General features: G+C 41.5%; 17 protein-coding genes. 14 read left to right on the top strand and 3 right to left on the bottom strand.

The features are described from left to right. Positions 1 to 23 precede the first annotated feature (23 nt). A complete protein-coding gene (locus GSR62_RS05935; protein ID WP_035449111.1) occupies positions 24 to 1,001 on the bottom strand; it encodes a GMP reductase in 978 nt (325 codons plus the stop codon). A gap of 220 nt (positions 1,002 to 1,221) precedes the next feature. Here GSR62_RS05935 and GSR62_RS05930 point away from each other — a divergent pair, with 220 nt between their 5' ends. The 3 genes from GSR62_RS05930 (at position 1,222) to trmL (ending at position 3,326) form a co-directional block, all read left to right on the top strand. Then, positions 1,222 to 1,731 carry an aminoacyl-tRNA deacylase gene (locus GSR62_RS05930; protein WP_010689251.1) on the top strand — a complete coding sequence of 170 codons (510 nt, stop codon included), beginning with the start codon at positions 1,222 to 1,224 and terminating at the stop codon, positions 1,729 to 1,731. Between the two features lie 8 nt (positions 1,732 to 1,739). Then, complete coding sequence (locus GSR62_RS05925; protein ID WP_010689250.1) at positions 1,740 to 2,597, top strand: methyltransferase domain-containing protein; 858 nt, start codon at positions 1,740 to 1,742, stop codon at positions 2,595 to 2,597. A 219-nt stretch (positions 2,598 to 2,816) separates the two neighbouring features. Then, positions 2,817 to 3,326, top strand: coding sequence for a tRNA (uridine(34)/cytosine(34)/5-carboxymethylaminomethyluridine(34)-2'-O)-methyltransferase TrmL (gene trmL, locus GSR62_RS05920; protein ID WP_035449113.1), 510 nt, complete (start codon positions 2,817 to 2,819; stop codon positions 3,324 to 3,326). 97 nt (positions 3,327 to 3,423) lie between these two features. On the opposite strand, the gene GSR62_RS05915 is transcribed toward trmL, so the two are convergent. Further along, entirely contained in the window at positions 3,424 to 5,061 is a 1,638-nt protein-coding gene (locus GSR62_RS05915; RefSeq protein ID WP_066024011.1) for a peptide ABC transporter substrate-binding protein, read from the bottom strand. A gap of 374 nt (positions 5,062 to 5,435) precedes the next feature. Between GSR62_RS05915 and GSR62_RS05910 the strand changes: the two genes are divergently transcribed. The 8 genes from GSR62_RS05910 to rny all read left to right on the top strand — a co-directional run bounded on the left by GSR62_RS05910 (position 5,436) and on the right by rny (position 15,826). Further along, complete coding sequence (locus GSR62_RS05910; protein ID WP_081797101.1) at positions 5,436 to 7,622, top strand: DNA translocase FtsK; 2,187 nt, start codon at positions 5,436 to 5,438, stop codon at positions 7,620 to 7,622. 189 nt (positions 7,623 to 7,811) lie between these two features. Further along, positions 7,812 to 9,074: an EF-P 5-aminopentanol modification-associated protein YfmF gene (gene yfmF / locus GSR62_RS05905; RefSeq protein WP_066024010.1), complete on the top strand. Its 1,263-nt coding sequence runs from the start codon at positions 7,812 to 7,814 to the stop codon at positions 9,072 to 9,074. Next, positions 9,074 to 10,381 (top strand): EF-P 5-aminopentanol modification-associated protein YfmH, encoded by a 1,308-nt coding sequence (gene yfmH, locus GSR62_RS05900; protein WP_029507349.1) that lies wholly within the window; start codon positions 9,074 to 9,076, stop codon positions 10,379 to 10,381. Before yfmF ends, yfmH begins: the two co-directional genes overlap by 1 nt. Beyond that, on the top strand, positions 10,378 to 11,106 hold the full coding sequence (gene ymfI / locus GSR62_RS05895) for an elongation factor P 5-aminopentanone reductase (RefSeq protein ID WP_066024009.1): 729 nt from the start codon (positions 10,378 to 10,380) through the stop codon (positions 11,104 to 11,106). Before yfmH ends, ymfI begins: the two co-directional genes overlap by 4 nt. Positions 11,107 to 11,145: 39 nt before the next feature. After that, the gene (locus tag GSR62_RS05890) at positions 11,146 to 12,078 is read left to right on the top strand and encodes a helix-turn-helix domain-containing protein (RefSeq protein WP_066024008.1); all 933 of its coding nucleotides are present in this window, start codon (positions 11,146 to 11,148) and stop codon (positions 12,076 to 12,078) included. Positions 12,079 to 12,185: 107 nt separating this feature from the next. Beyond that, positions 12,186 to 12,773 carry a CDP-diacylglycerol--glycerol-3-phosphate 3-phosphatidyltransferase gene (gene pgsA / locus GSR62_RS05885; RefSeq protein WP_004048187.1) on the top strand — a complete coding sequence of 196 codons (588 nt, stop codon included), beginning with the start codon at positions 12,186 to 12,188 and terminating at the stop codon, positions 12,771 to 12,773. A 216-nt stretch (positions 12,774 to 12,989) separates the two neighbouring features. Beyond that, positions 12,990 to 14,096, top strand: coding sequence for a recombinase RecA (gene recA / locus GSR62_RS05880; protein ID WP_010689242.1), 1,107 nt, complete (start codon positions 12,990 to 12,992; stop codon positions 14,094 to 14,096). 179 nt (positions 14,097 to 14,275) lie between these two features. Further along, positions 14,276 to 15,826 carry a ribonuclease Y gene (gene rny, locus GSR62_RS05875; protein WP_066024007.1) on the top strand — a complete coding sequence of 517 codons (1,551 nt, stop codon included), beginning with the start codon at positions 14,276 to 14,278 and terminating at the stop codon, positions 15,824 to 15,826. A 57-nt stretch (positions 15,827 to 15,883) separates the two neighbouring features. On the opposite strand, the gene GSR62_RS05870 is transcribed toward rny, so the two are convergent. Next, positions 15,884 to 16,612 (bottom strand): deoxynucleoside kinase, encoded by a 729-nt coding sequence (locus GSR62_RS05870; protein ID WP_035449306.1) that lies wholly within the window; start codon positions 16,610 to 16,612, stop codon positions 15,884 to 15,886. 220 nt (positions 16,613 to 16,832) lie between these two features. On the opposite strand from GSR62_RS05870, the gene GSR62_RS05865 reads away from it, so the two are divergent. The 3 genes from GSR62_RS05865 (at position 16,833) to purK (ending at position 20,791) form a co-directional block, all read left to right on the top strand. Next, positions 16,833 to 18,857 carry a KUP/HAK/KT family potassium transporter gene (locus GSR62_RS05865; RefSeq protein ID WP_066024006.1) on the top strand — a complete coding sequence of 675 codons (2,025 nt, stop codon included), beginning with the start codon at positions 16,833 to 16,835 and terminating at the stop codon, positions 18,855 to 18,857. A gap of 325 nt (positions 18,858 to 19,182) precedes the next feature. Beyond that, entirely contained in the window at positions 19,183 to 19,671 is a 489-nt protein-coding gene (gene purE, locus GSR62_RS05860; protein WP_029507334.1) for a 5-(carboxyamino)imidazole ribonucleotide mutase, read from the top strand. Between the two features lie 61 nt (positions 19,672 to 19,732). Further along, positions 19,733 to 20,791 carry a 5-(carboxyamino)imidazole ribonucleotide synthase gene (purK, locus tag GSR62_RS05855; protein WP_237745261.1) on the top strand — a complete coding sequence of 353 codons (1,059 nt, stop codon included), beginning with the start codon at positions 19,733 to 19,735 and terminating at the stop codon, positions 20,789 to 20,791.

Genomic DNA, 20,791 nt, shown 5'->3' with positions numbered 1-20,791 from the left:
CTAGAGGGGATCTATTTTATTCTTTAGTATTGGTCACCATTGAAGATCGAGTTTTTAACGATCACGTAATCGACTTTACGAAGTGCAGCCAAGTCACGTCCACCAGCATAAGAGATGGAGGATTGTAAGTCTTCTTGCATTTCGCGAAGGGTATCGGAAATGTGACCACGGTAAGGAACTAAGAGCTTCTTACCTTCGACGTTTTTGTATTCACCTTTTTGGTATTGGGAAGCCGAACCAAAATAAGTCTTATATTTTTTGCCATCTTGTTCGATGATCTCGCCAGGAGTTTCGGCATGTCCAGCAAACATTGAGCCGATCATACACATTGAAGCTCCAAAACGAACGGATTTAGCGATATCACCGTTAGTTCTGATCCCGCCATCAGCTACGATCGGTTTACGAGCAGCTTTAGCGCAGAGGCGAAGGGCAGCTAATTGCCAACCACCAGTTCCAAAGCCAGTCTTGACTTTAGTGATGCAAGCTTTACCTGGTCCGATCCCGACTTTAGTAGCATCAGCCCCAGCGTTTTCTAATTCACGGACGCCTTCAGGAGTTCCAACGTTACCGGCGATCACAAAGGTCCCAGGGAGTTTTGCCTTGATGTATTTGATCATATCGATCACGGTATCTGAATGGCCATGAGCGATATCTATCGTGATATACTCAGGGATCAAATTTTCCTGTGCAAGTTGATCGATCAATTGATATTCTTGTGGTTTGACCCCGACTGAGATCGAGGCAAAGAGCCCAAGTTGGTGCATCTTTTTAACAAATGGGACACGTTTGTTTTCTTCAAACCGATGCATAATATAGAAATAACCGTTTTGTGCTAACCAAATAGCTAAATCTTCATCGATCACGGTTTGCATATTGGCTGGAACGACCGGGATGTTGAAGGTCATTGGACCAAATTTAACACGGGTATCGATCTCAGACCGACTTTTAACGATACATTTATTAGGAACAAGTTGAATATCTTCATAATCAAATACTGGCATGATTATAAACCCCTTTATCTATTATTCGTAAAAAAATCATTAGCTCTAAAGAGCAAAATTAAATATAACGTATTAGTCAGATTAAGTCAAATAAAAAAATATTCGTATTAAAAAAAGTTCGGTTTTTGCATTAATTAAATTTAACTTAATAAATTAAGCAATTCGACAAGTGTGTAGATCCACGTTAAAATAAAGCAGGAGTGAAAGCGAGGGAGAATTTATGGCAAAAAAAGCTAAAAAAAATAAAGAAAAAAAGACAAATGACGAACGGATCCTAGATCAACATCATATTGAATATGAAGAAGCTTCGTTTGAATGGTTGACTAGGGGCCAGTCTGCATTAGAAGAAGCTAATGCCCAAGGTGTCGATCCTAAATCTATTTTAAAAACGATCGTGCTACAAGCGAATAAAGATCCTAAAGATTATGTGGTCGTGTGTTTGCCACTTGAATATGAGATCGATCTCAAGTTAGTAGCCCAAGAGCTAGGGAAAAAGCAAGTCCACTTGGCGGATAATAAAAATTTGATCAACATCACGGGTTATATCCATGGTGCAAATACACCGATCGGGATCAATGTGCGTAAAGGATTTCCGATCTACTTTGATGAACGGATCAAAGACCAACCGCTGATCTCAGTTTCAGCTGGTAAAGTAGGGCGCTCGGTCCGTTTGAAACAAACTGATTTGATGGATCTAGTTAAAGGTAAATATATCAAGGTCGAAAAGTAGGGATGAGTATGAAAAAAATCGAACGGGGAGCGCAATTTGTTGCGCAAAACAAAGGGCTATTTCGGTGTCCGACTTGTCGAGCTCCTTTTAGTAAGGTAGAAAAGACAACGGTTTACTGTACTAACGATCATCAATTTGACCTTTCTAAAAAAGGAACCTTGTATTTGATCAAACATGGCGTCAAAAGTGACTATGATGATGATGCAATGTGGCAAGCACGTCGGTCTTTACTACAAGCTGGTTTTTTTGATCCGATCATTGAAGAAATAGCGAACCAGATCGGTGAACGAGCGGGGATCAAAGTGCTTGATATTGGCTGCGGGGAAGGTAGTGTCTTACAACGATTAGAACATAAACGAGCTGATAGTTCTGATCGTTATGTTGGCTTTGACATTTCGAAACGTGCGATCAATCTGGCGACGCAACAAGAGACGGCTGGCTTTTTTTGCATTGCAGATCTAGCTGACCTACCGTTTAGTGAACAAAGTTTTGATTATTTGATCGATATTTTTTCGCCATCTGCTTATGGTGAATTTGCGCGAGTCCAGAAAAAAACGGGCAAACTTTTGAAAGTCATTCCCAATGCTAACTATCTAGGGGAATTACGGCGTTTATTATATGCTGAAAATGATGAAAAACACGAATATAGTAATCAAAAAGTATTAGATCTCTTCTATAAGCACTACCCTAATGCAACTAGTACACGGATAAAGTACGTATTTTCGCTAGATGATGCTTTGTTTGCGGCGCTTATGAAAATGACACCTTTACAGTGGGGAGCTTCAGCTGAAAGTCTGAAAAAAGCTGCGAGTCAGCCGTTAAAGCAGATCACCGTGGATGTGACCTTACTCAGTAGTGAAAAATAATTTTGAAAAAAGATTGAAAACTACTTTGATGAATGCTATAGTATTCATTAAGAAATCGGTTATGAGTAATTAACGGAACTGTCGTTAGTTACTATGTGATTGTACTTCATTAACGTAACTGTTCGCCGTGCCCACACCGAACAGTTACGCTTTTTTTGTGTAAAAATACTATCTGCTGCTAGTTTGGACTAGTAGCTCAAGAATGAAAGAAGAGTTGAAATGGCTAACCATATTGTTTTATTTGAACCACTGATGCCAGCCAATACAGGTAACATCGCGCGGACCTGTGCTGGGACCAATACTGAATTGCATTTGATCGAGCCGTTGGGATTTTCGACAGAAGATAAGTATCTAAAACGCGCGGGATTAGACTACTGGGATAAGGTCAAGATAACTTATCATCCTAATTTACCAGCTTTCTTGGAAACTTTAGGTGAAAATGATCAGTTGCATGTAGTTTCTAAGTTTGCTCCCCGTGCTTATACGGAAGTTGATTATGCAACAGCAAATGACCATTATTTCTTGTTTGGTAAGGAAACAACGGGTCTGCCCGAAAACTTCATGCGTCAAAATGAAGAAAAATGCATTCGGATCCCCCAAAATGATGAACATATTCGCGCGTTGAATCTATCAAATACGGCAGCGATCGTAGTTTACGAGGCTTTGCGTCAACAAGATTTTGTTGGTTTGGAAAAAACACATACTTATGAAAATGATAAGTTAAAATAAAAATGGGCAGTTTTATGTAGCCGTCAAAAAGTAATACCAAGGGTCCCGCTATGATGCAAAAGCATCATAGTGGGACCCTTAGTATTTATATAGTATATTACTCTGTGATGTATACAGAGCGAAAGTTTTCAGTTAGACCCGCAGTGTTTTGGATCATACCGTGGACTGATGGGCGCAACATTTCAGGAGTACCATCTTGAATCAGTGGGACGACCGGTTGATCTTCGTTTAGCAGTTTAGCCGCTGCGATCAGATCAGAAAAGCGTTTATCTTTATCCATGGCATCGCTCGTTTCAGCAACAGTCATCAGTTCGTTGAATTTTGGACTAGCATATTTCCCCATGTTGTTAGGATTATTTTTTGTCATGATATCTAAGAAGTTGCTTGGATCGGCTACGTCGGCTAACCAGCCAGTCAAGGTTACGTCAAAATCGCCTTTGGTGGCTTTGGCGATTTGCATCTTGATCGGGATATTACTTGTTTGGACTTTGACTTCAGGTAAAGTTTGTTCGATCTGGCTTTGGATGAATTCAGTTTCTTTTTTCGAAATTTCGGTATCGCGGCCCAAGAGGGTGAATTCAAAGTGATCTTCACCGAGTTCTTTTAAACCTTCTTTGAGTAATTTATGAGCCAATTTTGGATCGTAACTGACACCGACTTTGGTTTTAGCCCAAGTCGTAAAATCTTTGCCTTTAAAGGTCGAGACACCTTGTGGAACTAAATTGGTCAATGGTACAGAACCGCCTCCAGCAACAGAAGAGGCCATTTGTTTGCGGTCGATCGCATAACCGATAGCTTGACGGATCTTTTTATTTTGAAATTCCTTTTTTGTTTCGTTGAATTTCATATACGTGATTTGAGCCCGGCGCAAGACCCGATACCCTGGCTGGTCGGCTAATTGTTTGGCTTGTTCGGCACTTAGGTGAGTGAAATCAACTTTATTGGCTTGGTAGAGATTGTAGGCAGTAGTAAAGCTCTTATCGACTTTAAAGTTGATCGTTTCCATTTTGATGTGCTTTTTATTCCAGTAATTGTTATTTTTGACTAATTTCCAGCTCAAATTAGAACCAGTCCAGTTTTTAAATACGAAAGGTCCGTTGAAGACGGTGGTATCGGAGCTAGTTCCATATTTTTTGCCGAATTTTGCGACTGCTCGCTGATTTTGTGGAAAGAAACGGGCATCTGCTAGCAACAGTTTCAAATACAGGAGTTGTTTATCGAGTGTGACGACAAGTTTAGTGTCACTCAAAGCTTTGACACCTAATGTTTCTGCTGCTTTTTTACCGGCCAAAATATCATCAGCGTTTTTGATCCCACTATACATATATGCAGCCAAAGAATTTGTCTTTGGATCGACCGAACGCCACCAAGCAAAGACAAAATCATGAGCTGTGACAGGATCGCCATTTGACCACTTTGCCCCTTTGCGCAGAGAAAAAGTATAGGTGAGACCGTCGGCAGAAGCTTTAGTATCGATCGCTAATCCAGCTGTGGCTTTATTGTTTTTAAGCACGAACAAGCCTTCCATGGAATTATTGATCATATCGGCGCTACCGCTTTCGGCGACAGTAATAGAGTCAAGCGTCGCGAGTTCGTTTGGAACTGACCAGTTTAAAACTTGCTTGGTGGCTGGTTTGTTTGAACTTTGTTGTGCTTTGTGTGAACCACATGCACTCAAGATTAGAGTTGCTACGGCTAATGTACTCCACGTAGCTAAAAGTTTTTTAAACTTCATAGGTGTATTCCCCCTAGATAATTATTTTCTAAGCTACCCCTCAATTAAAAAAGTTATTTTTAAATTTCTGTTATTTTATTTTATAAAAATTATAATTTAAAGATAATTATTTTTATTTTTTAGAATTTATATATCATGATAAAGTTTAATATAAAAAGATTTATGTTTTATCTGAACTAATTGTTTATATTTGAAAAAGATTATATTTAACTGAGGATATTGATTTGGGGAAAATGTGTTATAATTTATGGTTGAGAAGGGTCTTTTGGGACCTAAAGGGAATTGAGGGGTAAATCTTGGCACAGCAAAAAAAAACTAGAAAGAAAAAAACAAGTCCTCAAAAGAGAGGTAAACGATCGAAGCCAAGTTTTAAAATGACCTGGCGTTTATACGGAGCTGGGACCATTGCTTCTGCAGGCCTGGCGTTATTTGAATTGGGCTTTTTAGGAACATTATTTTCCAATATGATTCGCTTGGTAGTCGGCAATACTTATCAGCTAGGGGCAATTTTGTTACTCATTTTGGGGAGCTATGGGTTGTTATTTGATAAACGCCCTAAACTCAAAGCCAACTATATTTTAGGTGGTATCTTGCTATATCTAGGGATCGTGCTCTTTGTTAGTGCGTACTCATTTCAAGAACTTGCGATCCACACTGATTTTTTGAATGCTTTTTTAGAGCGAGCAGGGCATGACCTCGTAGCTGGAACTTTGAATGAAGATCTGGCTGGTGGAATCGTGGGCGTTTTATTGTATAGTCTTACTTATTTTTTAGTGGGACAATTGGGTTCATATCTTTTAGCGGTGCTCTTGCTCGGTGCGGGTGTCTTATTTATTTGCCAGATCTCATTTGGAACTGTTCTGGAAAATTTAGGTCGAGCTTTAAAAGCATTGGTAATAGGCAGCCAAAATTTGATCAAACAAGCCCATAGTGAATTGGGGAAATTAAAAGAAGATGCTTCTAAAGCACTGATCAATGAAGATGAGATCGAGTCAGCTCCTAAAGAAGAGAAGATATCTGACGAAAAGGTGGTATATGACCAATTTGAACCAGCTGCATCAGTGCCAGAGATCACGATGCCAGCTGAAAAGCCTAAAACAAAGCCCGAACGACCTGCTAAAAGAAAAACACGACCAGCATTTAACAGTGAAGCTTACGAGTTGCCCCAGCTCGATTTATTGAGTGAGACACCAGTTCCTGATCGTTCAGTTGAAAAAAAGAAGATCAAGCAAAATCAAGCAGTATTGACTGAGACGCTTAAAAGTTTCGGGGTGGAAGCTGAACTAAAAAATATCATTTTAGGTCCGGCGGTGACTAAATATGAATTGCATCCAGCAGTAGGGGTCAAGGTCTCGAAGTTTGTCAGTTTGGCTGATGACCTTGCTTTAGCTTTAGCGGCTAAAGATATTCGGATCGAAGCGCCTATTCCAGGGAAAGCTTTAGTTGGGATCGAGGTGCCCAATCAAAATGTGGCGATGGTCTCATTTAAAGAACTGATGGCGGAATTTCAAGCAACTGATTTTGCTCCGCTCGAAGTACCATTGGGACGTGACATTTCAAATGGATTGATCACAGCTGATCTAGCCAAAATGCCACATTTATTGATCGCAGGTTCGACCGGGAGCGGTAAATCAGTCGCGATCAACGTGATCTTGACGAGTCTGTTGATGAACTGTCCTCCTGAACAGGTCAAGTTGGTCTTGATCGACCCTAAGAAAGTTGAGCTGGGGATGTATCATGATCTACCGCATTTATTGACGCCGGTAGTTACAGAACCACGCAAGGCAGCAGTTACTTTGGAAAAAGTTGTGGCTAAAATGCAACAGCGCTATGAAGAATTTGCTCGAACTGGGCAACGAAATTTAGACGGCTACAATAAATTTGCGGCTAAAGATCCAGCTAACTATGAGCAAATGCCGTATATCGTAGTAGTCGTTGATGAATTGGCCGATCTGATGATGACGACTGGTAATGAGGTCGAAGCGGCTATCACACGGATCGCACAGATGGGACGTGCCGCTGGGATCCATTTGATCTTAGCCACACAACGGCCATCGGTGGATGTTATTACCGGGATCATCAAAGCTAATGTGCCTTCGCGGATGGCGTTTGCGGTCTCAAGTGGGACTGATTCACGGACGATCATCGATCAAGTTGGCGCCGAAAAATTATTGGGTCGAGGTGATATGCTCTATTTACCAATGGGCCAAAATAAACCATCGCGAGTCCAAGGGGCATATATCTACGATGAAGATGTTCAAAATGTTGTTGATTTCATCAAAGCCCAAGCTGAAGTGACCTATGATCAAGCGCTAGAAGTTTCTGAAAGTGAGCTCAAAGCCCCAGATGGCAATGGGACTGATGAGCTTTTCGATGAAGTCGTGGCCTTTATCACGCAGGAACAAAAATGCAGTACATCGCTGATCCAGCGTCACTTTAGGATCGGTTACAATCGGGCTGCTAATCTCGTAGAAGAACTTGAAAATCGTGGGATGATCGGTCCACAAGCCGGGTCTAAACCACGCCAAGTCTATTTAAAATCGAAAAAAGTCGATAATTGATCGCACTTTTTGCTCGTCTGATCTAGACGAGCTTTTTTAGTGGAAATAAAATTTATTTTTTTAAAGGAAAACCTTGTGATTGAAACTTGTCAATACGGGGCTTTTACCTTATCATAGTTAGAGAGTATATAAACTATTTGACCAAACAACTAGAAATATATCAGTAACATATCGAAGGGGGAACTGTTAGTGCAAAAAGAAATCAATGCGGGGGTCATGTTGAATGTGATCCCTACACAACAGTTCAAGACAACACGAGTCGTGATCTCATTTTTAAAAGAGTTGACAGATAGCAAAGAACTCGTTATGCGAACGCTATTAGCTAATATTTTAGAAACGAGTAGTCAAGCTTATCCGACGCAAAAAGCGGTTGCCTTAGAGCTTTCCAAGATGTATGGAGCAAGTTTTGGTACAACAGTCAGTCGTCGTGGGCAAGTACATATTCTAAATTTTGTTTTGAATTGTGTAAATGATAACTATCTTTTGCATCCCGAAGATTTGTTAGGCCAAGTTTTCTCATTTTTAAAAGAATTGATCTTTGCACCATTAGCTAATGATGGGGCCTTTGATGAAACGACTTTTGAACGGCAAAAGCTTAATTTGACCGCTTATATCGAAGCAGTCAAAGATAATAAGCAGTCCTATGCGGCGTTAGAATTGCAAAAGATCTATTTTGAGGATACGATCCAACAAGCCGCTAACTACGGCACAGTGGAGGATCTAGCTCCAGTTACGGCATCTGAACTCTATGCTTATTATTTGGAAATGCTTCAAAATGATCAGATCCAGATCTTTGTGTCAGGAGATGTCGCGGAAGCCGAAGTTGAGGCTAAGGCGCTCACCTTACCTTTTGGCAAAAGAATGACTGCGCTCGGCAAGCTTGGTTATCAACAGCCAGCACGAGCTGAAGTAGTTGAAGTGGTCGAAAAGCAGACTTTAAATCAAAGTAAGCTAGACTTAGCTTATCGCTTGCCGACCGCTTATCGCACGGACAAACACTATGCTGCGGTAGTTTTCAATGCTTTGTTGGGGGGCTCACCACAGTCTAAATTATTTGCTAATGTACGAGAAAAGGAAAGTCTGGCTTACTATGCAAGTAGTAATTTTGATCCTTTCCGGCAATTGCTCTTGATCCAAACAGGGATCAAGACAAGTGACAAGGAAAAAGCCTACAGCTTGATCAAACAACAAGTTGCTGACTTAGCTGCAGGTAAATTCAGTGAAGCTGAATTAGAAAATATCAAACTAAATTTGATCAACGGTTATGAGAGCCGTTTGGATAATCAAATGACGGCGATCACACGTAGTCAGTTAGATATCTTGAGCCAAGTGCCAGAAACACCAGCGACCTGGATCGAAAAGATCAACCGAGTTTCGGCTCAAGATGTGGTAGAGGTGGCTGATTTAGCTGAGCTTCAAGCCGTATTTTTCTTAGATGGGGGGCATATTTAGTGGAGATCAATAGTTATCCGCAATTTGGCGAGACGCTTTATACTGCTACTTTGGATAATGGGCTGAAAGTCAATTTCTTGCCTCGAGCAGATTTTCATAAGACTTATGGGATCTTGACGACTGACTATGGCTCAGTTGATAACGAATTTGTTCCTTTGGGTGAGACTGAAGTTCGCCGTTTTCCTGACGGGATCGCCCACTTTTTGGAACATAAATTATTCGAAAAAGAAGATCACGATGCCTTTGAACTATTTGGTAGATATGGGGCTGATGCCAATGCCTTTACCAGTTTTACGCGTACGAGTTATCTGTTTCAAACGACACACAATGTTGCTAAGTGTGTGACGACGTTATTGGATTTCGTGCAAGCGCCATATTTTTCGGAAAAAACAGTTGAAAAAGAAAAGGGGATCATTGGTCAAGAGATCAAAATGTATGATGATGACTCCAATTGGCGTTTGTATTTTGGGATCATCGAAAACCTTTATCCTAAAAATTCATTAAGTGTCGATATCGCTGGGACAGTTGATTCGATCAATAAGATCACTGCCCAAGATCTTTATGATTGTTACAAGACTTTTTATCAGCCAAGTAACATGGATCTCTTCTTAGTCGGAAATTTTGAAGTTGAAGCGATGCTCGAGTTGATCAAAGAAAATCAAGCAGCCAAGGAATTTCCAAGTGCTGAGCCGATCAAGCGTGCCGAAGAATTTTTTGATCACGAGGGTAAGGATATCATCCCTTATCGCATGACTGAATTGGAGATCCAGCGCCCTAAAACGATCATTGGGATCAAGGGATTAGATCAAGTCCCAGCTGGTCGGGCAGGCTTGCGGTATAAGCTAGCAGTCGAATTATTATTGTATTTACTTTACAGCGAAACTTCAGATAAATACTTAGAACTTTATGATGCAGGTGTCTTGGATGATAGTTTTGGTTATGATTTTTCTTTAGAACGTGGTTTTCATTTTGCTACGATCTCAGGTGATACCAATAAACCGCAAGAACTATCCAATGCTGTGATCGATATCGCTGAGCACGCGTTAGGGTTTTTAGAAGATAAAGGATCTGCTTTCGAGTTAGCCAAACGTGAGCTGATCGGACGAAACATCCAAGCAATGAATTCATTAGAGAGTATCGCTAATCGTTATGAAGCTGATCTATTTGAAAGTGCGACCTTATTTGATGTTGGAGCGCTTTTAGAACAATTGACTTTAGATGATATCAGAGCTGTTGCCAAACAGTTCTTACGTTCAGAGGCGATCAGTGTTTACCAAATTCTCCCGAAAGAAGATGAAGATCAATGAAATGGGCTTTGCTCTGTGGAGCCTCAGGTGATCTAGGTCACCAAATAGCCAAAGACTTAGCTGCTGATGGCTGGTCGTTATATTTACATTACTATCACAATCAAACGCGTGTGGATGATCTAGTAATAGAACTAGCGAAGAATTATCCCAAGCAAGATTTTTTAGCACTCCAAGCTGATCTTACAGCGCCAGACACGATGCCCCAAGTAGCTTCCCAGATCTTTGGTAGCCTAGATGCATTGATCTTTGCGCAAGGAACGACTGAATATGGTCTATTTAGTCAACAAGAACCGCAAGCTTTTGATCAAATTCTAGCGATGCAATTGCAGAGCCCGTTGCGTTTGATCGCGTCGCTCGAAGCTAAATTAGCTCGCAGTCAAGCGGCACGGATCGTGTTTATCGGTTCGGTCTATGGTGGAGCTGGTAGTGCTTTAGAGGTCGGTTATAGTACGGTAAAAGGGGCGCAAAGTGCTTTTTGCAAAGCTTATAGTAAGGAAGTCGCCTCTTTGGGGATCACAGTCAATACGATCGCACCTGGAGCGATAGATACGCAGATGAATCAGATGTTTTCTGGTAGTGAACGGCAAGCAGTCGAAGAAGAGATCCCAAGTGGTCGCTTTGCTCAGCCAAGTGAGATAAGTTATTTCGTAAAAATATTGTTAGCCCCTAAAGCTAGTTATTTAACGGGTCAGACACTTTATGTGACCGGTGGTTGGCTCGTGTAGACGATAGAATCTAAAAAAGAGACGGAGAAATTAGATAAAATGACAGATATTGGAACAATTTTAAAAGAAGCACGTAAAGAAAAAGGTTTGACACTAGATGACTTGCAACAAACGACCAAGATCCAAAAACGTTATTTGATCGCGATCGAAGACGGTGATTTTGCGGCATTACCAGGTAAATTTTATGTGCGAGCTTTTATCAAGCAATATGCCGAAACTGTGGGGATCGATCCAGAAGAGTTGCTAGTCAAGCTAGATGAAAATAACGCACCAAAGCTAAAAGAAGAAACAGAAGCAACGACACGCACCGAAGCCGTCAAGCGCGAAGAAGAAGAAAAAACTATGTCACCGATCCTGGCAGGTTTGATCCGTTATTTACCAACGATCATCATCGTAGTCATCGTAGTTGCGATCTTAGGGACGATCTACATCTTTGCTTGGGGGGATCGTGACCGTAATAGCAGTACCCAAATCGCGGATAACAGCCAAAGCGTCTCAGTTTCTTCCGAAAGTTCTGCTAAGAGCAGTAGTTCAAAGGAAAAATCTTCAAGTAGTGAAAGTAGTAGTAGCACATCTAAAAAAGAAAGCTCAAGTACAAAAGCTAAGAAAGAATCTAAAAAGGCAACTAAGCAAAAGATCACTAACACTTCAGCTGCGGGTTCAGCTTTCGTATATGATCTAGAAAATGCGCCAGCTACAAATAAGATCGAAATGTCAGTTTCTGATGGCGCAACAGCTTGGAATGCTGTTTCAGCTAATGGAGTTCAAGTATGGCAAGGAACGCTTAGTGCTGATAATGCTACACAAACAATTAAGATCCCTGAAAATACAACAACGATCACGTTGAATTTAGGAAACTCAAAGGCAACCTCGATCAAGATCAACGGTAAGAAATTTGATTTCTTGAAAGAAAACGAGACATTGACTGTACGTACGATCACATTGAACGTCGCACAAACAACGGCACAATAAAAGTAGTATGGCAGAAAAAGGCGGATGCCAAAGCATAAGTAAATCTAAGAAAGGAAACTGTGCGCTTTTCAAAGTATGAAACTTTTCCGCCAACACAGTAGAAAATTATGAATTTACCTAATAAATTGACAGTTTTACGGATCATTTTGATCCCGATCTTCATGTTAGTTCTGCTATTGCCACTTGATTGGGGCGAGGTGGTCTTAGCTGGGACTGTTATCCCGACCACACAATTGCTCGGAGCGCTGATCTTTGCCGTCGCTTCGATCACGGATTTTGCGGATGGTCAGATCGCACGTAAGCAAAAATTAGTTACCAACTTTGGCAAATTTGCTGATCCTTTAGCCGATAAGATGTTAGTAATGACCGCATTTATCATCTTGGTGCAGATGGGAAAAGTCCCAGCATGGGTGGCTGCGATCATTGTTTGCCGTGAATTGGCCGTAACTGGTTTGCGCTTGATCATCGTTGAAAATGATGGTAAAGTCATGGCGGCTGAACTCCCAGGTAAGATCAAAACGATGACACAAATGTTTGCGATCTTGTTCTTGTATTTGAATAATGTTTTCTTTATCAATGCAAATATCATGATCGGCGAGATCTTATTGTATATCTGCTTATTCTTTACAGTATATTCAGGGTTGGATTATTTTTGGAAGAGTAGAAGTATTTTTGCCGATTCTTTTAACGATTAAAAATGATAGACTACTTCAGTTGTGAAGTAGTCTATTTATTTGCATAGAAATCTAAGTGATTTGCGTATCTTTAAAGTGAGGTTAAAATATATCAAACATTAGTTCGCAAAATGCTTGCTTTTTTTGAAAAAAATAAGTATGATATATGGTACAGAGTAATTGAACGTAGATTAGGAAACGTTCTTTGTGAGTAGATGACAAAGAGGAGGAGTAAATTTGGCTGACGAAAGACAAGTTGCTTTAGACAAAGCGCTCAAGAAGATCGAAAAAGATTTCGGTAAAGGTGCCATCATGAAGATGGGTGAAAAGGCTGATACCCAGATCTCAACTGTTCCAAGTGGTTCATTGGCCCTTGATGAAGCTTTGGGAGTAGGTGGTTTCCCACGGGGACGTATCGTAGAGATCTATGGCCCTGAAAGTTCTGGTAAGACAACAGTTGCCTTGCAAGCTGTGGCTGAAGTTCAAAAACAAGGCGGCCTAGCTGCCTATATCGATGCGGAAAATGCGCTTGATCCTGCTTATGCGACAGCTTTGGGCGTTAACATCGATGACTTGTTACTCTCCCAACCTGGTACTGGTGAAGAAGGGCTACAGATCGCAGATGCTTTGGTCTCTTCTGGGGCGGTAGATATCGTGGTCATTGACTCCGTAGCAGCTTTAGTTCCTAAGGCTGAGATCGAAGGTGAGATGGGTGATTCACACGTTGGGTTACAAGCACGTTTGATGTCTCAAGCTTTACGTAAACTTTCAGGTACGATCAACAAGACTAAGACGATCGCTTTGTTTATCAACCAGATCCGTGAAAAAGTCGGAGTGATGTTTGGTAATCCAGAAACGACCCCTGGTGGACGTGCGCTTAAGTTTTATTCGACGATCCGTTTGGAAGTTCGGCGTGCTGAACAGATCAAAGATGGTTCAGATGTTTTAGGTAACCGGACACGGATCAAAGTTGTGAAAAACAAGGTCGCACCACCATTTAGAACGGCAGAAGTCGATATCATGTATGGTGAAGGGATCTCGAAGATGGGTGAATTGATCGACTTAGCAGTTGAAAAAGATATCATCGAAAAGAGCGGGTCATGGTTCTCTTATGGTGGTAGCCATATCGGTCAAGGCCGTGAAAAGACAAAGGCTTACTTGAGTGAACATCCAGAAGTGGCCGACGAGATCACCCAAAAGGTTCGTGATACGCCAACGCTCACACAAAAAGAGAAGAAAGCACTCGAAAAAGAACAAAAAGCTAAGGAAAAAGAAGCGGCTAAAGTTGATAAAAAAGCAACTAACAAGCCGGTCAGTTTGGACTTAGGTAAAGACGACAAATAAACTTTAAAGAGTAGCCGTTTGCTAAGGCTACTCTTTTTTTGCGACACTTTTTAGATAAAAGGTCAAACAGACTGATAATGATTGACATTTACCAACATTAAACATTAAAATATTATTGTGTGTAAATTAGACCTAAGCCGTCGATTTACCACGATAAAATAGATCGCGGAGGTGCAAACTTGAACTATACTGTTATTAGTGCCATCCTCGCAATCGCTGTTTTGACTTTAGTGCTAGGTTTTGCTTTAGGAATCTTTTATCGAAAGCGTAGTTATGAACAATCGCTAGATGCCGCAACTCAAACGGCCAAAGGTATTATTGCTAGTGCCAAAAAAGAGGCTTTACTGGAAGCAAAAGATGAAAGTCATCGCTACCGTAAAGAAGTCGAAGGCGAATTGAAAGAGAGACGCTTTGAAGTTCAGAAACAAGAAAATCGTTTGTTGAAAAGAGAGGAGAACCTTGATCGCAAGGATTCGGTCTTAGACAAACGCGAACAAGCACTCACACAAAAAGAAGATCAGTTGAGTGCTGAGCAACAAAGATTAGATGCAAAGAGCAAAGAAGTCGCTTCGCTTGAACAAAAACAAAAAGATAAGCTGGAAGAAATCGCCGCTTTGACAAAAGACCAAGCTAAGGAGCTTATTCTTAAAGAGACGCGTAACAGTTTGAATTATGAATTAGCTGTGATGATCAAGGAAAGTGAAGCTCAAGCTCAAGCTACAGCTGATAAAAAGGCTAAGAGTTTGATCGCACAGGCTATCCAACGTAGCGCAGCTGATATGGTCTCCGAAACCACCGTCTCAGTCGTTAACTTACCAAATGATGAGATGAAAGGCCGCATCATCGGGCGTGAAGGGCGGAATATTCGCACACTTGAAACTTTGACAGGGATCGATCTGATCATTGATGATACGCCTGAAGCTGTCGTTTTGAGTGGTTTTGATCCGGTAAGACGCGAGATCGCCAAAATGGCCTTAGAGAAATTGATCCAAGATGGTCGGATCCATCCGGCACGCATCGAGGAAATGGTCGAAAAGGCCACTAAGGAAATGGATAGCCGGATCCGCCAGACTGGTGAAGAAGCTATCTTTGATCTTGGGATCCATTCAATGCACCCAGATTTGATCAAGACGGTCGGACGATTGAATTATCGGACAAGTTATGGTCAAAACGTATTGGATCATTCGATCGAAGTTGCTAAGATCACAGGGGTCCTTGCGGCTGAGTTAGGTGAAGACGTTACAATAGCGAAACGCGCAGGTTTACTACACGATATCGGAAAGGCAGTCGATCATGAAGTTGACGGCTCGCACGTTGAGATCGGGGTAGAATTGGCGAAGAAATATAAAGAAAACGATGTTGTTGTCAATACGATCGCATCCCACCACGGTGATGTAGCACCGAAATCAACGATCGCAGTTTTAGTTGCGGCAGCCGATGCTGTTTCAGCCGCACGTCCAGGTGCTCGAAGTGAATCGTTAGAAAACTACATTCACCGTCTTGAAAAATTGGAGAATATCTCTAATGAATTTGAAGGTGTGAAGAAGAGCTATGCGATCCAAGCCGGGCGTGAAGTTCGGATCATCGTTAAACCAAATGAGGTCACCGACCTTGAGGCAACTGTTTTAGCACGTGATATTCGAAATAAGATCGAAGAAGAACTTGAATATCCAGGGCATATCAAAGTTACCGTTATTCGTGAAACACGGGCGGTCGAATATGCTAAGTAATGGTTTTAGCAATTGTATCAAAAAAGCTGTAGTCCGATCAGGGCTACAGCTTTTTTGTTAGGCATGACGTGCTTGTTTTAATTTCTCAGCTTGTTTAGCACTTAAGTTGCCTAGAGTGACTAAACGGTCTTCGATCAAGTCTAAAACGTAATTACGATCCGCCTGATTTTCGACAAAATCGTATTTATCACCATCGATGATCAATAGTTGAGAGAGTTCGTAATTTTTTTCAAAATCATCGTAATAGCGTAAGAGACGTTGGTAGTATTCGATCAATGAAGGATCAGTTGAGATCTGTTCATATTTACGCCCGCGCTTTTGGATCCGCTTGATCATCGTATCATAGGAAACTTTGATCAAGACCATCAGATCGGTATCGTTAGCGGGAGTAGCAGCCTTGAGTTCGGTCAACATATGTCCCAAAAGTTCTTGATAGGTCGCATATTCGATCTGAGTGGCATTTCCCATATTGGTATTCATCTTCATGAACATCGCATCTTCGTAGATCGAGCGATCGAGAATATTGTTTGGTTGCTGCATCGCTTGCTTCATCATCATAAAACGACGATTTAAAAAGAAAGTTTGTAAGAGATAGGCATAAGGATTAGTAGCATCCTTATCGCCAGCTTGACGCTTTTTGGCTGCTATCTCGTTGCCTTTGTAAAATAATGGTAAGACAGGGTTATCTTCAACGGGTTCAAAGAATGGCTCTGAGCCTAATTCTTGAGCCAAGATCTGTGTTAGGCTTGATTTACCTGATCCGATTATCCCAGCTAGTGTGATCATAGAAAGTTCATCCTCTCGGTTAATGTACTTAACTATCTTACATTTTTAACGCTTGTTTTTCAATTGAAATTGGCGGGGATCCCCCTACCTTTAGACTGGGGTGGTTGACATGGTGGATTACTTGACTAATTGTTACGAGAGGCATATATTTCTCTATGTAAAATTTTTTATGGGCAGACTGTAGGTAAGATGATAGCCTGCCAGAAAGGCTTGTGAGACAATGAAAAAACAAAAAAGACAGCTATTTTTAGGGTCTTTGATCACACTGGGGATCGTCTATGGTGATATAGGGACCTCGCCTTTGTATGTGATGAAAGCTTTATTAGCGGATCTAGGAAGTCCCAAATACCTGACCCGTGAATACCTTATTGGCTGTCTCTCGTTAGTTTTTTGGACATTGATGCTGATGACGACGATCAAATATGTTTTGATCGCATTGAAAGCAGATAACCACGGTGAAGGGGGGATCTTTGCCCTCTATGCTTTGGTACGCCATCAAAAAAAGTGGCTGATCGTTCCCGCATTGATCGGTGGGGCAGCTTTGTTGGCTGATGGGACCCTGACCCCAGCAGTGACTGTTACCAGTGCGATCGAAGGGTTGAAGGGAGTTGCATTTGGTAAAAATGTTCCGATCGCATCGCAAAATAGTGTGATCATCGTAACGTTTGTGATCTTATTAGTGTTATTTTTGATCCAGCGATTTGGGACGAGTTTGATCGGTAAAGGTTTTGGCCCGGTGATGTTTATCTGGTTTAGCTTTTTAGCGATCGTTGGTCTCATCAATTTAGCTAGCGATCCGGGGATGTTAGCTGCCTTGTCACCACATTATGGGTTAAAATTACTGTTTTCACCCGAAAATAAAGTTGGGATCTTTATTTTGGGGAGCGTATTTTTGGCAACGACTGGGGCTGAGGCGCTGTATTCAGATATGGGCCATGTTGGGAAACGCAACATCTATTTGACTTGGCCCTTTGTCTGCACGGCACTTGTATTGAATTATTTTGGCCAAGGAGCATATTTGAGTACACATCTAGCTCAGATAAAAGCTCAAACTAACTTTGAAAATCCATTCTATGCTGTTTTGGGTCCAGATTGGTATTTGTTTGGTGTAGTTTTGGCAACGTTAGCGGCTATTATCGCGTCCCAAGCTTTGATCACGGGGTCATTTACCTTGGTCCAAGAAGCGGTTGGGTTAAAACTTTTACCCCGGATGAAAGTTGAGTATCCAAGTCTTTCCCGCGGGCAGATTTATATTTCTGCAGTCAATTGGTTATTGTGCTTGACTACGACGATCGTGTTATTTTACTTTAAGACTTCTGAGCATATGGAAGCAGCTTACGGTCTAGCAATCACCTTGACGATGCTGATGACCACATTATTATTATTTGAGTATCTGCGATTTAAAGAAAAACCGCTAAGTGCTGTTTTGGTCTTAAGTTGTTTTAGTGTGATCGAATTGATATTTTTAGCTGCTAGCTTGAGTAAATTCATGCATGGTGGTTATGTGACGGTCTTTATCACCTTATTGATCTTAGGCTTGATGTTTGTTTGGTTCTTTGGAAATCGGCTACGTGAGCGTTATGCAGATCGCTCCGAGATGATCAATTTAAAGGATTATAAGTCAATGTTACAAGCACTAGCCAAAGATGAAAGTGAACCACTTTTTACAGATAACTTGATCGTTTTAGCTAAAGTAAAACGCGATCTTAGTGTCAAACGTGAATTGCTGTATTCGATCTTAGATAAAAAGCCTAAGCGCGCTAAAGTCTACTGGTTCGTGACGGTCAATACGACCGATGAACCATACACTAACTACTATACAGTTGATATGCTTGGCACGCGTAATATCGTCAATTTACAGTTATATTTAGGCTACAAGATGAATCCAAGCGTCAACTTATATCTCTATCAGATAGTTTCTGATCTGATGCAAAAAGATGTCATCGATGAACAGCCGCAAAAGTATACAACAGCTCCTGGTCGGATCGTGGGTAACTTTTCTGTTTTAGCGATCCAAGAAGTTTTATCGCCAGATACTCGGATCCCGGCTTGGATGCGTTTGTTGATCTCGGCCCGGATCTTTATCCAAAATCACAGTACGACACCAGTTCAGTGGTTTGGCCTTGAAACTAGTGAAGTCCACCTAGAAAAGGTCCCGCTTTTCTTGAAGAAACGTTCGGTACCTGTGATCGAGCAACGGGTCATCTTAAATCCTAAGGACATCAAACGCAGTACTTGCGAATAGTTGATCGCACCCAGTTATTGGGTGCTTTTTCGTGTTTTCCTTAAAATTAAATGTGTTTGTGTGTTTTTTTATAGATTATACGGATAAAATTATTATATTTAGAAAAATAGTTCGATTTTTATTTTGACAATTATAGGTCACTTTGTTATGCTTAAAGCAACTTGAGGGCTGATCAAGATCTTGATAGCCGCTGGGAATAGTGTGGTAGCGGTGGGACCCCCAAGCTTTTGAACAGAGCTTGTTTGAAAATAACCAGGAAAGGATATGCTATATCACTTTCGGTCGTATTTTATGCGATCCCACATAGATATGGCGGGCACTTAGATTGAGTAATCGAATTAGTATTGTGATGGGCAGCTATTCTGATTGGGAGACCATGAAAAATACAGCTGCTGTTTTAGATGAATTTGGTGTAAAATATGATAAGGCTGTGATCTCAGCTCATCGGATGCCCGAAGAAATGATGACATTTGCTAAAGACGCTGTAGATAATGGAGTCGAAGTGATCATTGCGGGTGCTGGTGGTGCGGCTCATCTACCTGGGATGGTCGCTGCTAATACTGTTTTGCCAGTTATTGGTGTTCCCGTCCAATCGCGGGCATTAAATGGCCTAGATTCATTGTTATCGATCGTTCAGATGCCAGCGGGGGTTCCAGTCGCAACTACTGCGATCGGTGTGGCAGGCGCTAAAAATGCCGCTCTATTGGCGTTGCAGATCCTGGGTGTTACCGATAAGACGATCCAAAAAGACCTACTTGCTTATCGCCAGGAAATGCATGATAAAGCTGTAGAAAGCGGTGATCTTCTTGGCTGATGCAGTGCAACTCAAACAAGGACAGACGATCGGGATCATCGGTGGTGGACAATTGGGGCAAATGCTAGTTTTATCGGCTAAAGCGATGGGGCTAAAGACGATCATTTTAGATCCTGATGCCACTTGTCCAGCTGGACAGGCAGCTGATGCACAGATCGTGGCGCCATATGACGATTTTTCGGCTTTAGAAGAACTAGCCAAGCGAGCTGATGTCTTGACTTATGAGTTTGAAAATGTCGATCTAGCAGCTTTAGAACATTTAACAGATGCTAAATTATTGCCTCAAGGGACAAAACTACTACGGATAACTAAGAATCGCTTAGCTGAAAAGACTTTTTTGCATGAGCATGGCTTAAAGACCGCTCCATTTAGAGCAGTCAAGACAAAGACAGAGCTTGAACAAGCAGTAGCTCAGTTAGGTTTGCCAAGTATTTTAAAGACTTGTGAAGGGGGCTATGACGGTAAAGCCCAGTTTACACTTAAAGAAAAGGCTGATCTTGACGCTGCCAGTGAATTACTCGCGCAAGGAACATGTATCTTAGAAGGATTTGTGAACTTTTCTTTGGAGTGCTCTGTTATGGTCGCGCGAAATGCTAAGGGTGAAGTGACAGTCTTTCCGGTCAGTGAAAACATCCATCGTAACCATATCTTGCATGAAAGTATCGTACCGGCTCGGATCACACCAAAGGAACAGCAAAAAGCGCAAGCCATCGCAATAAAGATCGCCCAAAGTTTGAATTTACGCGGGATCTTGGGGGTTGAACTTTTTGTAGAGCCGGACGGTGAGATCTACGTCAATGAGCTAGCACCCCGCCCGCATAATTCAGGACATTATTCGATCGAAGCCTGCAACTTCTCGCAATTTGATGTACATAATCGGGCGGTCATGAATTGGCCAATGCCGAAGATCGAATTGTTGAAACCAGCTATTATGGTCAATATTTTAGGGCAACATAAGGCTTTAAGTGAAGACTTGATCGCCCAAAAGCCACAATGGCATTTCCATGACTATGGGAAAAAAGATGTTAGAGTCGATCGTAAGATGGGGCATATTACGATCTTGACTGACGATCTAGAACAGACTTTAGCTGAGATCAAAGCAACTCAAGTTTGGGATTAA

The organism is Ligilactobacillus animalis, assembly GCF_009933595.1.
GTDB classification, from domain to species: Bacteria; Bacillota; Bacilli; order Lactobacillales; family Lactobacillaceae; genus Ligilactobacillus; species Ligilactobacillus animalis.
This window is presented reverse-complemented; position numbering and strand designations above follow the sequence as displayed.

Coding starts and splice junctions, on each gene's coding strand:
- GSR62_RS05935 (WP_035449111.1), bottom strand. CDS start 1,001: ATGCCAGTATTTGATTATGAAGATATTCAACTTGTTCCTAATAAATGT.
- GSR62_RS05930 (WP_010689251.1), top strand. CDS start 1,222: ATGGCAAAAAAAGCTAAAAAAAATAAAGAAAAAAAGACAAATGACGAA.
- GSR62_RS05925 (WP_010689250.1), top strand. CDS start 1,740: ATGAAAAAAATCGAACGGGGAGCGCAATTTGTTGCGCAAAACAAAGGG.
- trmL (WP_035449113.1), top strand. CDS start 2,817: ATGGCTAACCATATTGTTTTATTTGAACCACTGATGCCAGCCAATACA.
- GSR62_RS05915 (WP_066024011.1), bottom strand. CDS start 5,061: ATGAAGTTTAAAAAACTTTTAGCTACGTGGAGTACATTAGCCGTAGCA.
- GSR62_RS05910 (WP_081797101.1), top strand. CDS start 5,436: ATGACCTGGCGTTTATACGGAGCTGGGACCATTGCTTCTGCAGGCCTG.
- ymfI (WP_066024009.1), top strand. CDS start 10,378: ATGAAATGGGCTTTGCTCTGTGGAGCCTCAGGTGATCTAGGTCACCAA.
- GSR62_RS05890 (WP_066024008.1), top strand. CDS start 11,146: ATGACAGATATTGGAACAATTTTAAAAGAAGCACGTAAAGAAAAAGGT.
- pgsA (WP_004048187.1), top strand. CDS start 12,186: ATGAATTTACCTAATAAATTGACAGTTTTACGGATCATTTTGATCCCG.
- GSR62_RS05870 (WP_035449306.1), bottom strand. CDS start 16,612: ATGATCACACTAGCTGGGATAATCGGATCAGGTAAATCAAGCCTAACA.
- GSR62_RS05865 (WP_066024006.1), top strand. CDS start 16,833: ATGAAAAAACAAAAAAGACAGCTATTTTTAGGGTCTTTGATCACACTG.
- purK (WP_237745261.1), top strand. CDS start 19,733: ATGCTAGTTTTATCGGCTAAAGCGATGGGGCTAAAGACGATCATTTTA.